11 protein-coding genes are annotated in these 11,509 nt (G+C 70.9%); 6 read left to right on the forward strand and 5 right to left on the reverse strand.

Annotated elements, in window-relative coordinates; all coding sequences use genetic code 11:
• Window positions 1–53 precede the first annotated feature (53 nt).
• Window positions 54–914, forward strand: a complete 861-nt coding sequence (gene mutM, locus ACH45E_RS32410; protein ID WP_361447272.1) for a bifunctional DNA-formamidopyrimidine glycosylase/DNA-(apurinic or apyrimidinic site) lyase — start codon at window positions 54–56, stop codon at window positions 912–914.
• Here the strand turns inward: mutM and ACH45E_RS32415 are convergent.
• A complete protein-coding gene (locus tag ACH45E_RS32415; RefSeq protein WP_361447270.1) occupies window positions 887–1,288 on the reverse strand; it encodes a helix-turn-helix domain-containing protein in 402 nt (133 codons plus the stop codon). The two genes, mutM and ACH45E_RS32415, sit on opposite strands and share 28 nt — an antisense overlap.
• 109 nt (window positions 1,289–1,397) lie before the next feature.
• Here ACH45E_RS32415 and ACH45E_RS32420 point away from each other — a divergent pair, with 109 nt between their 5' ends.
• Entirely contained in the window at window positions 1,398–1,982 is a 585-nt protein-coding gene (locus tag ACH45E_RS32420; RefSeq protein WP_361447268.1) for a flavodoxin family protein, read from the forward strand.
• Window positions 1,983–2,007: 25 nt separating this feature from the next.
• On the opposite strand, the gene ACH45E_RS32425 is transcribed toward ACH45E_RS32420, so the two are convergent.
• Complete coding sequence (locus tag ACH45E_RS32425; RefSeq protein ID WP_361447266.1) at window positions 2,008–3,102, reverse strand: CAP domain-containing protein; 1,095 nt, start codon at window positions 3,100–3,102, stop codon at window positions 2,008–2,010.
• A 170-nt stretch (window positions 3,103–3,272) separates the two neighbouring features.
• On the opposite strand from ACH45E_RS32425, the gene ACH45E_RS32430 reads away from it, so the two are divergent.
• Both ACH45E_RS32430 and ACH45E_RS32435 read left to right on the forward strand, forming a co-directional pair.
• Window positions 3,273–3,554, forward strand: coding sequence for an acylphosphatase (locus tag ACH45E_RS32430; protein WP_361447264.1), 282 nt, complete (start codon window positions 3,273–3,275; stop codon window positions 3,552–3,554).
• A 382-nt stretch (window positions 3,555–3,936) separates the two neighbouring features.
• Window positions 3,937–4,140: a hypothetical protein gene (locus ACH45E_RS32435; RefSeq protein WP_030048901.1), complete on the forward strand. Its 204-nt coding sequence runs from the start codon at window positions 3,937–3,939 to the stop codon at window positions 4,138–4,140.
• Window positions 4,141–4,204: 64 nt separating this feature from the next.
• On the opposite strand, the gene ACH45E_RS32440 is transcribed toward ACH45E_RS32435, so the two are convergent.
• The gene (locus tag ACH45E_RS32440; RefSeq protein ID WP_361447262.1) at window positions 4,205–4,369 is read right to left on the reverse strand and encodes a hypothetical protein; all 165 of its coding nucleotides are present in this window, start codon (window positions 4,367–4,369) and stop codon (window positions 4,205–4,207) included.
• 36 nt (window positions 4,370–4,405) lie between these two features.
• Between ACH45E_RS32440 and ACH45E_RS32445 the strand changes: the two genes are divergently transcribed.
• Both ACH45E_RS32445 and ACH45E_RS32450 read left to right on the forward strand, forming a co-directional pair.
• Window positions 4,406–8,263, forward strand: coding sequence for an AAA family ATPase (locus tag ACH45E_RS32445; protein ID WP_361447260.1), 3,858 nt, complete (start codon window positions 4,406–4,408; stop codon window positions 8,261–8,263).
• A gap of 210 nt (window positions 8,264–8,473) precedes the next feature.
• Complete coding sequence (locus tag ACH45E_RS32450) at window positions 8,474–9,892, forward strand: sugar porter family MFS transporter (protein WP_361447258.1); 1,419 nt, start codon at window positions 8,474–8,476, stop codon at window positions 9,890–9,892.
• 126 nt (window positions 9,893–10,018) lie between these two features.
• Here the strand turns inward: ACH45E_RS32450 and ACH45E_RS32455 are convergent, their stop codons facing one another.
• Both ACH45E_RS32455 and ACH45E_RS32460 read right to left on the reverse strand, forming a co-directional pair.
• A complete protein-coding gene (locus ACH45E_RS32455) occupies window positions 10,019–10,381 on the reverse strand; it encodes a hypothetical protein (protein WP_361447256.1) in 363 nt (120 codons plus the stop codon).
• A 53-nt stretch (window positions 10,382–10,434) separates the two neighbouring features.
• Window positions 10,435–11,406, reverse strand: a complete 972-nt coding sequence (locus ACH45E_RS32460; protein WP_361447254.1) for an LLM class flavin-dependent oxidoreductase — start codon at window positions 11,404–11,406, stop codon at window positions 10,435–10,437.
• Window positions 11,407–11,509 lie beyond the last annotated feature (103 nt).

The following is an 11,509-nucleotide window of genomic DNA, read 5'->3' on the forward strand; positions in this document are numbered from 1 at the left end:
CCCGTCCAGGGGCGGGCGCTCGGATCGTCCACCGGCTGTCCACGGGGGTCCCGATGCCCGAGTTGCCCGAGGTCGAGGTCGTACGGCGTGGCCTGGAGCGGTGGGTCGCCCACCGTGCCGTCGCCGACGCCGAGGTGCTGCACCCCCGTGCCGTACGCCGTCACCTGGCCGGTGCGGACGACTTCGCGCACCGGCTCAAGGGGCATCGCATGGGCACGCCCAGCCGCCGCGGGAAGTATCTGTGGCTGCCGCTGGAGGACACCCGGCAGGCGATCCTCGCGCACCTCGGGATGAGCGGACAGCTGCTGGTCCAGCCGGACACGGTGCCGGACGAGAAGCACCTCAGGATCCGTGTCCGTTTCGCCGACGCGCTCGGCACCGAACTCCGCTTCGTCGACCAGCGCACCTTCGGCGGTCTCTCGCTGCACGACACCACCCCCGACGGCCTGCCGGACGTCATCGCGCACATCGCCCGTGACCCCCTCGACCCGATGTTCGACGACGAGGACTTCCACCAGGCGCTGCGCCGGAAGCGGACCACCATCAAGCGGGCCCTGCTGGACCAGTCGCTGATCAGCGGCGTCGGCAACATCTACGCGGACGAGGCGCTCTGGCGCACCCGTCTGCACTACGAACGTCCCACCGGCACCTTCACCCGCCCGCGCACCACTGAACTCCTGGGTCACATCCGGGACGTGATGAACGAGGCCCTCGCCGTGGGCGGCACCAGCTTCGACAGTCTCTACGTCAACGTGAACGGCGAGTCGGGCTACTTCGACCGCTCCCTGGACGCGTACGGCCGGGAGGGTCTGCCCTGCCGGAGGTGTGCGGCACCCATGCGCCGCCGCGCGTGGATGAACCGCTCCAGCTACTTCTGCCCGAAGTGTCAGCGGGCGCCGCGCGTGGCCTCGTAACGCTCGCGGGCCCGAAGTACCTCGTCCATCCGGCCCTCCACACAGTGGATGAGGTCCAGCAGACGGGTCGCCACCTCGCGGCCCAGCGGCGTCAGTTCGTAGTCCACGCGGGGCGGGTTCGTCGGCTGGGCCTCGCGGTGCACCAGGCCGTCGCGCTCCAGCGCCTGCAGCGTCTGCGACAGCATCTTCTCGCTCACGCCGTCGACACGGCGGCGCAGTTCGTTGAAGCGCAGCGAGCCCTCGTGCAGCGCGCCGAGGGTGAGCGAACCCCAGCGGCCGGTGACGTGCTCCAGGGTGCCGCGCGAGGGACACGCCTTCGCGAACACGTTGTAGGGGAGGTTCTGTTCCTCCGCGCTCTCCTGCGTGACGGTCATGCCCTCAAGCGTACTCCAAGGCAGCGCTAACCATCAGGTTGCACTAACTTTCAGTTAGTGCTTTCCTGAAGTTAGTGTTGTTGAGCAGTCCAATCGAGGAGTGACACCCGTGACCACCCCTGTTGTCTCCATCGCCTACCACTCCGGCTACGGCCACACCGCCGTCCTCGCCGAGGCGGTCCGCGCCGGTGCGGCCGAGGCCGGCGCCGAGGCGCACCTGGTCAAGGTCGACGAGATCACCGAGGAGCAGTGGGCGCTGCTCGACGCCTCGGACGCGATCGTCTTCGGCTCGCCCACCTACATGGGCACGGCGAGCGGTGCCTTCCATGCCTTCGCCGAGGCGACCTCCGGGCGCTGGGCCACCCAGGAATGGACGGACAAGCTGGCGGCCGGCTTCACCAACTCCGCCTCCAAGAGCGGCGACAAGCTGCACACGCTCCAGTTCTTCCAGATCCTCGCCGCGCAGCTCGGCATGCACTGGGTCAGCCTCGGCCTGCTGCCCGGCTGGAACAGCTCCACCGCCTCCGAGAACGACCTCAACCGCCTCGGTGTCTTCCTGGGCGCGGCCGCCCAGACCAACGCCGACGAGGGCCCGGACGCCGTGCACAAGGCCGACATCGCCACCGCGGAACACCTGGGACGCCGGGTGGCCGAGACGGCACGGGCGTTCGCGCTCGGCCGCGCGGCGGCGTGACCGGCTCCTGGTACGTGACCGGCTCCTAGTAGCCGAAGTCCTGCGTCCACCAGGGCCCGCCGGACCCGTAGTGGACACCGACCCCCAGGGTCTTGAAGTCGCAGTTCAGGATGTTGGCCCGGTGGCCCGGGCTGTTCATCCAGGCCTCCATCACCGCGGCCGCGTCCGCCTGGCCCCGCGCTATGTTCTCGCCGCCGAGGCCCGTTATGCCGGCCTTCGCGGCACGGTCCCACGGGGTGGCGCCGTCGGGGTCGGTGTGGTCGAAGAAGCCGCGCGCGGCCATGTCCGAGCTGAAGGACTCGGCGAGCTTGGTCAGTGAGCTGTTCGCCGACAGGGCGCTGCAGCCGACCTTGGCCCGCTCCTCGTTGACCAGCTTCAGCACCTCCGCCTCGGCGGCGGACTCCGCCGACACCGTCACCGGCGCGGAGGTCTTCGCCGGGGCCTTGGCGGCCGGGCGGCTCGGGGTGGCCCTGGACTGGGAGGGGATCTTGGTCTGCGGCTTCTTCGAGGGCGTCTTCGTCGGCTTGGGGGACGCCGGCGCGGAGGGGGACGCGGAGGCCGAGGCGGAGGGGGAGTGCGAGACGGACGGACTCGACGGGCTCGACGGCGAGGTCGAGCGGTCGCTGTCCCGGCTGGTGGAGGAGCCGCCGGCCCGGCCGTCGGTGGCGGTCGCCGAGGTGCCGCCCTGCTCGCTCGCCGTGTTGCTGGGGGAGCCCGCGGCCTGCACCTTGTCGCCGCCGGCGCTGGTGCCGCCGCCGAGCCGGTAGTTGTCGAGCCCGGGCACCGCGCCGGTGGCCACCGCCACCGTGCCGAGGGCGACCGCGGCGGACACGCCCAGCAGGCCCGTACGCACCGGCGTCGCCGCCCTCTTCTTCCGGCGGCGGCCCCGCGACGACCCGCCCGACGGGGTGTATCCGCCCTCCGGGAAGACGACCGTGCCGGTGCTGTGCGCGTAGTCGTCGTCCGTGGCGTACAGGTAGTCCTCGGACTTCTGGTGGGCGTCGGTGTACGCCTCCGGGTTCAGGTAGGGCGCGATGCCCAAGGTGCCGCGGTCGCCGGCGTACGAGTCCTGCGAGTCGTGGCCGCCCGTGCCGGCGGCGGCGCGTCGGTGGCGTCCCATGTCCTGGCCTTCCTCGTCCCTCACGGCCAACCCCGCTTATACGATCTTGAGGGTCAACCCGACTCACTCCATCGAGTGAGTTTCATATGAGATTCATTGGGTGAGGACGGTACTCCATGGCACCGGGGGACGAAGTGTCCCGAGAGACATTGGCCGGTTAGGTTGCACCCATGAGCGAGGATGTACGGCTGGTCGCCTGGGTGCGTGGACGCGTGCAGGGCGTGGGTTTTCGCTGGTTCACGCGGGCGAGGGCCCTTGAGGTCGGCGGCTTGAGTGGTTTTGCTCTCAATTTGGCGGACGGACGGGTCCAGGTGGTCGCCGAGGGCTCGCGCGAGGCCTGCGAAGAACTGCTGAAGTGGCTGCAAGACGGCGACACGCCCGGGCGTGTGGACGGTGTCACCGAGATCTGGGACACACCCCGGGGCGGCTACGACGGCTTCGCGGTCCGCTGACTCCATTCCGTGCAGAGCCGCAGGCCGAAGCGGAAGAATGTGCCCCGGGCACCTGCCCCGAGCAGAAATAGGCTGGTAGTTGCCAAGAACCGCTTGCCGTGGCAGGCTCCGCACGTAAAGATGATCGCCACGCCCTGAGGGTCCCGCAGGAGTCGCAGCGTCGCCGCTTTCCGGCCGCGCGCAGCCGGGTTGCCCGCCAATCCGGGGCGTGATCGTGTTGACCGTCAAACTTTTTGGTGAGACGCTGAAAGCCCCGCGCACCTTAGCTGTTTGGCATGTAGCAATAGCAGAGCAACACTCGAGTGTGCCAAGCACTCCGGGTGCGAATCCCTCACGACCCACACCGCTTCGGTCGGTCGCTCAGTGTGGAGGACCATCCATCATGGCAAAGGCGCTTCTCGGTTACGTCGGCGGCTCCGACCCTCGACTCCTTGCCGAGATGCGACGGCTCCAGCAGCGCGTACAGGACCTGGAATCCGAGCTCGGACGGATCCAGGCGGAGAACGACGCGCTGACGGCTGCCGCTTCTCACGACAGGATCATGGAGAGCATCGACGCACACCAGGCGGAGCCTGCGCTCACCTGATCACTGCATCGCTTCACGACAGCACATGCAGTGGTTGGGCTGCCCGTATCAACCGCTTGAGTTGTCAGAGTTGCAAGGGACGCTTCGGCGTCCCTTCTTTCTTGGCCCCCCTTGGCGCCTCTGTCTTCGGCCCCTCGTCTTTCTTGCCCCCACGCATCCTTTCACCTTCTTTAACGTCTGGTGTGCCCTGCATGTTCATGCGCGAAACCGCGCGGTTGCCGGTGTTCATGGAGTGAGATAGCGCCGGAAGGTAGAGTCCGGCGGCGTGCACCTCAAGGCCCTGACCCTTCGCGGGTTCAAGTCGTTCGCCTCCGCCACCACACTCCGGTTCGAACCGGGGATCACCTGTGTCGTCGGTCCGAACGGCTCGGGCAAGTCCAACGTCGTGGACGCCCTCAGCTGGGTCATGGGCGAGCAGGGCGCCAAGTCGCTGCGCGGCGGCAAGATGGAGGACGTCATCTTCGCCGGCACCACCGGCCGTCCGCCGCTCGGCCGCGCCGAGGTGTCCCTGACCATCGACAACTCCGACGGGGCGCTGCCCATCGAGTACGCCGAGGTCACCATCACGCGGATAATGTTCCGCAACGGCGGCAGTGAATACCAGATCAACGGCGACACCTGCCGCCTGCTCGACATCCAGGAACTGCTCTCCGACTCCGGCATCGGCCGCGAGATGCACGTCATCGTTGGCCAGGGCCAGCTCGACTCCGTCCTGCACGCCGACCCCATGGGCCGCCGCGCCTTCATCGAGGAGGCGGCCGGCGTCCTCAAGCACCGCAAGCGCAAGGAGAAGGCGCTGCGGAAGCTCGACGCGATGCAGGCCAACCTCGCGCGCGTACAGGACCTCACGGACGAACTGCGCCGCCAGCTCAAGCCACTGGGCCGGCAGGCGGCGGTCGCCCGCCGCGCGGCGGTGATCCAGGCGGACCTGCGGGACGCGCGCCTGCGCCTGCTGGCCGACGACCTGGTACGGCTGCGCGAGGCCCTGCGGGCCGAGATCGCCGACGAGGCCGCGCTCAAGGAGCGCAAGGAGGCCGCCGAGCAGGAATTGAAGAAGGCCCTCCAGCGCGAGGCCCTCCTCGAGGACGAGGTGCGGCAGCTGGCACCGCGCCTGCAGCGCGCCCAGCAGACCTGGTACGAGCTCTCCCAGCTCGCCGAGCGGGTGCGCGGCACGATCTCGCTGGCCGACGCCCGGGTCAAGAGCGCCACCTCGGCGCCGCCCGAGGAACGCCGCGGCCGGGACCCCGAGGACATGGAGCGCGAGGCCGCCCGGATCCGCGAGCAGGAGGCCGAGCTGGAGGCGGCCCTGGAGGCGGCCCAGCGCGCACTCGACGACACCGTCGCCCACCGGGCCGAGCTGGAGCGGGAACTCGCCGCCGAGGAACGCCGCCTCAAGGACCTGGCCCGTGCCATCGCCGACCGCCGCGAGGGCCTGGCCCGGCTCAGCGGGCAGGTCAACGCCGCCCGTTCCCGCGCCGCCTCCGCCCAGGCCGAGATCGACCGCCTCGCCGCCGCACGGGACGAGGCCCAGGAACGGGCGGTCCGCGCGCAGGAGGAGTACGAGACCCTCAAGGCCGAGGTCGACGGCCTCGACGCCGGGGACATCGAACTCGCCGAGCGGCACGAGGCCGCCAAGCAGCGGCTGGCCCAGGCGGAGACTGCTCTGTCCGCGGCCCGCGAGGCCGCCACCGCGGCGGAACGCAGGCGCGCCGCGACCCAGGCCCGCCACGAGGCGCTGGCCCTCGGCCTGCGCCGGAAGGACGGCACCGGTGCGCTGCTGGCGGCGAAGGACCGGCTCACCGGTCTGCTCGGCCCGGCCGCCGAACTCCTGACGGTGACACCCGGCTACGAGGCCCCCCTGGCCGCCGCCTTCGGCACCGCCGCCGACGCCCTCGCCGTGACGACCCCGTCCGCCGCGGCCGACGCGATCCGCCTCCTGCGCAAACAGGACGCGGGCCGCGCGGCCTTGCTTCTGGCGACAGCGCCGGACGCGGCGGGGACGGCAGGGACCGCTGGGGCTGCCGAGGGTCGGCACGCCGGTGGCGGTGAAGCCGCGGCGGAGGACCTCGGTGTCATGGGCCGAGGGACCGGCGAGGCCGGAATGCCGGAGCGTCCGGCCTCCGGCGACCGGAGCACTCCCACCGACGACGCCGCGAGGCGCCGCGCGGCCCAGGGCGAGGCGGACGCCCGCACGGGAAGTGCCCTCGTCGGCCAGAGCGCCCGTACCGGCGACCCGGAGGGCATCGCAGCCGGTGCCTCGCCGGACCAGGTCATGCCGCACCCACGCCCCGGCCTCGCGGAGCAGTCGGGCCGTTCCGCCCAGCCGCCCCTCGCCGCGGACCTCGTCCGGGGTCCCGCCGAGCTCATGCCCGCCGTGCGCCGGCTGCTGCGCGGGGTCGTCGTCGTGGGCACGCTGGAGGACGCCGAGGATCTGGTCGGCGCCCGCCCGGACCTCACCGCCGTGACCGCCGAAGGCGATCTGCTGGGCGCGCACTTCGCGCAGGGCGGGTCCGCCGGTGCGCCCAGTCTCCTGGAGGTGCAGGCCTCCGTGGACGAGGCCGCCGCCGAGCTGGAGGAGCTGGCGGTGCGCTGCGAGGAACTGGCCGAGGACCAGCGGGCGGCGGCCGAGCGGCGCGGGGAGTGCGTCGCGCTGGTGGAGGAACTGGGGGAGCGGCGCCGGGCGGCCGACCGGGAGAAGTCGTCCGTCGCCCAGCAGCTCGGCCGCCTCGCCGGTCAGGCACGCGGCGCCGCCGGCGAGGCCGAGCGGTCCACCGCGGCCGCGGCCCGCGCGCAGGAGGCGCTCGACAAGGCCGTCCAGGAGGCGGAGGAGCTCGCCGAGCGGCTCGCCGTCGCCGAGGAGATGCCGGTCGAGGAGGAGCCGGACACATCGGTACGGGACCGTCTCGCTGCCGACGGTGCCAACGCCCGCCAGACCGAGATGGAGGCCCGCCTCCAGGCTCGTACGCACGAGGAGCGGGTCAAGGGGCTGGCCGGACGGGCCGACTCGCTCGACCGGGCCGCCCGCGCGGAACGCGAGGCACGCGCGCGTGCGGAGCAGCGGCGGGCCCGGCTGCGGCACGAGGCCGCCGTCGCAGAAGCCGTGGCTTCCGGCGCACGCCAGCTGCTCGCGCACGTCGAGGTGTCCCTCGGCCGGGCCGAGCGGGAGCGCGCCGCCGCCGAGGCCGCCAAGGCGCTGCGCGAGCGGGAACTGGCGGCCGCCCGGCACACGGGCCGCGAACTGAAGTCCGAGCTTGACAAGTTGACGGATTCAGTTCACCGAGGCGAGGTACTAGGAGCAGAGAAGCGGCTGCGGATCGAGCAGCTGGAGACCAAGGCTCTGGAGGAACTCGGTGTCGAACCGGCGGGGCTCGTGGCCGAGTACGGCCCGCACCTGCCGGTGCCGCCCTCGCCCCCCGCCGAGGGCGAGCAGCTGCCGGAGGACCCGGAACACCCGCGCAACCAGCCGAGGCCGTATCTACGGGCCGAGCAGGAGAAGCGGCTCAAGGCCGCCGAGCGGGCCTACCAGCAGCTCGGCAAGGTCAACCCGCTGGCCCTGGAGGAGTTCGCGGCGCTGGAGGAGCGGCACAAGTTCCTCAGCGAGCAGCTCGAGGACCTGAAGAAGACCCGCGCCGACCTGCTCCAGGTGGTCAAGGAGGTCGACGAGCGCGTCGAGCAGGTCTTCACGGAGGCCTACCGGGACACGGCCCGGGAGTTCGAGGGCGTGTTCAGCCGCTTGTTCCCCGGCGGTGAGGGCCGGCTGGTCCTGACCGACCCCGACAACATGCTCACCACGGGCGTGGACGTCGAGGCGCGTCCGCCGGGCAAGAAGGTCAAACGGCTGTCGCTGCTGTCCGGTGGCGAGCGGTCGCTGACCGCCGTCGCGCTGCTGGTGTCGATCTTCAAGGCGCGGCCCAGCCCGTTCTACGTCATGGACGAGGTCGAGGCCGCCCTCGACGACACCAACCTCCAGCGGCTGATCCGGATCATGCAGGAGCTCCAGGAAGCCTCCCAGCTGATCGTGATCACGCACCAGAAGCGCACGATGGAGGTCGCCGACGCGCTGTACGGCGTGTCCATGCAGGGCGATGGCGTGTCGAAGGTCATCTCGCAGCGGCTGCGGTAACGGTCACCCCCGCGTCACCCCTGCCTCACAGGGTCTTCAAGAAATGAACACATCAGGCCTCGGTGTATCTCGAAGCTCACACGACTCGACCCATTGACTTCGGAACTTGAAGGCATAGTCTCTGCAACGTTGCTTTTACCTTCAGGTCTCACCGGAAGGGCTCGCCCCCCCACGTCGGCAGCGTTGCCGGCGGCCCGAGGAGTTGTACACGTGACCAGCACAGAGCAGGCACTCAAGTCAGGAGCCAGGACGGCTCACCCCGATCATCTCGGGCACGTCATCTTCATCGCGGCGGCGGCAGCGATGGGCGGCTTCCTCTTCGGCTACGACAGCTCCGTGATCAACGGCGCCGTCGAGGCCATCCGCGGCCGCTACGACATCGGCTCCGCGGCCCTGGCCCAGGTCATCGCCGTCGCCCTGATCGGCTGCGCCGTCGGCGCCGCGACCGCCGGCCGCATAGCCGACCGGATCGGCCGTATCCGCTGCATGCAGATCGCCGCCGTCCTGTTCACGATCAGCGCCGTCGGCTCCGCCCTGCCCTTCGCGCTGTGGGACCTCGCCTTCTGGCGCGTCGTCGGCGGCTTCGCCATCGGCATGGCCTCCGTCATCGGCCCCGCCTACATCGCCGAGGTCGCCCCGCCCGCCTACCGCGGCCGCCTCGGCTCCTTCCAGCAGGCCGCGATCGTCGTCGGCATCGCCGTCTCCCAGCTGGTCAACTGGGGCCTGCTCAACGCCGCCGGCGGCGACCAGCGCGGCAAGCTGATGGGCCTGGAGGCCTGGCAGGTCATGCTCGGCGTCATGGTCGTCCCCGCCGTCCTCTACGGTCTGCTCTCCTTCGCCATCCCCGAGTCCCCGCGCTTCCTGATCTCCGTCGGCAAGCACGACCGCGCCCGCGAGATCCTCGCCGAGGTCGAGGGCGGGGACGTCGATCTGACCGCCCGCGTCGCCGAGATCGAGCACGCCATGAACCGCGAGGAGAAGTCGAGCTTCCGCGACCTGCTCGGCGGTGGCTTCTTCTTCAAGCCGATCGTCTGGGTCGGCATCGGCCTGTCGGTCTTCCAGCAGTTCGTCGGCATCAACGTCGCGTTCTACTACTCCTCGACGCTGTGGCAGTCGGTCGGCGTCGACCCGGCGGACTCGTTCTTCTACTCCTTCACGACGTCGATCATCAACATCCTCGGCACCGTGATCGCGATGATCTTCGTGGACCGCATCGGCCGCAAGCCGCTCGCGATCATCGGCTCGGTCGGCATGGTCGTCGGCCTCGCCCTGGAGGCCTGGGCCTTCTCCTACGACCTCGTCGGCGGCAAGCTGCCGGCCGCCCAGGGCTGGACCGCACTGGTCGCCGCCCACGTGTTCGTCCTCTTCTTCGCCCTCTCCTGGGGTGTGGTCGTCTGGGTCATGCTCGGCGAGATGTTCCCGAACAAGATCCGCGCCGCCGCCCTGGGCGTGGCCGCCGCAGCGCAGTGGATCGCCAACTGGGCCATCACCGCGAGCTTCCCGTCGCTGGCCGACTGGAACCTCTCCGTGACCTACGTGATCTACACGGTCTGCGCCGCGCTCTCCATCCCGTTCGTCCTGAAGTTCGTCAAGGAGACGAAGGGCAAGGCGCTGGAGGAGATGGGCTGAGCCTCGCCTCAGGCCCGCGAACCCGAGGAGAAGGGCCAAGTCCCCGCTGCCCCTCTCCTCGCACTCCCCGCCGCCCCCGGCCCGGCCACTGCCCGGACCGGGGGCGGCGGTCTCGTGCGGGCGCGGTCACCAGATGAGGACTCGGGCGCCGATCTTATGAGCGCGCAGGGTCGCCGCCTCGATGTCGTCCAGGCGGCCGACGATGTACGACGGATGCAGCTCGACCGCCGCGCAGATCACGTCCACGTGGGCACGCAACAGGGTGATCTCCTCCAGGAACAGCGGCAGCTCCTCGGTCGGGACCTCCAGCCAGCCGCCGTCGGCCAGCACGGGAAGACGGCGTGCCCCGAGTGAACGCACCACTTCCGATCCCCATACCTCCCAGCGCCAGGACTCGAACCCGGCCGAGTCGTTGCACCCCTCGGGCACGTCAAGCACATCGAGCTCGCCGTTCGGTCCCCGGACGACCACGTCCACGCAAAGGCTCATGGGCCCAGGTGACCAGCACCGCGGCCGCACGCGCCACCGGATATCGCCGCAGGTCAGCCACCCAGCGCCGGAACCACCCGCTCCGCGAACAGCCGCAGGCTCCGCCACCCCTCCGCCACCGGCATCCCGCCCGCCAGCGGGTGCAGCACGAGGTTGTCCAGTCCCTGCGCCACGCACTCCTGAGGCGTGAGGATCCGGTACACGCCCTCCGCCCGCAGCTCCTCCACCGTCGTGGCCGCCGACCGCACCGCCGAGCGGGTGCCGGCGGACTGCCAGGAGGCGTACGTCCGCGCCTCGTGCAGGAAATGGCCGCCGTACTCGGCCCAGGCGCGGTCCGGGTCCTCGGCGATGTGCAGCAGCGGTGTCTCGGCGGCGGGCATCATCGTCCAGCCCTCGGTGCCGTACTCGACGAGCTTCTCCTTGTAGTACGAATCCAGCTCGGGCAGGTGCGCGCTCGGGAAGAACGGCAGGCCGAGCCGCGCGGCCCGGCGGGCGGCGGCCTTGGAGGAACCGCCGACCAGGAGCATCGGGTGCGGCTCGGTGAGCGGGCGCGGGGTGACCCGCACGGTACGCCCCCGGTACTCGAACTCCTCGCCGGTCCAGGCCCTGAGCAGGGTCTCGAGCAGCTCGTCCTGGAGCCGGCCGCGCCGCTTCCAGTCCACGTCGAACAGGGCGTACTCCTCGGGCCGGTACCCGATCCCGGCCACCGTGACCAGCCGGCCGCCGCTCAGCAGGTCCAGTACGGCGATCTCCTCCGCGAGCCGCAGCGGATCGTGCAACGGGCCGATGATCGCCGACACCGTGACCGCGATCCGCCGGGTCGCCCCGAACACCGCGCCGGCGAAGACGAAGGGCGACGGCAGCCAGTTGTTCTCGGCCCCGTGGTGCTCCTCCGTCTGCACGATGGTGACACCGCGCTCGTCGGCGTACGCGGCCATCTCCAGGGCCGCCCGGTAGCGGGCGCCGAGAGCGGCGGGGGAGGCACCGGGTTCGACGAGGTTGAAACGCACGACCGTGACGGGCATGGGGTCCCCCTTCACCGGGTGGGCGGGGTCGGTGCGGGGACAGTAGCTGACGGTGCGTCAGATGGCCATGGGGGTGACACGGCCCCCTCGTGAGCTCGCGCAC

It is taken from the genome of Streptomyces sp. NPDC020299, from assembly GCF_044387825.1.
Lineage (GTDB): Bacteria > Actinomycetota > Actinomycetes > Streptomycetales > Streptomycetaceae > Streptomyces.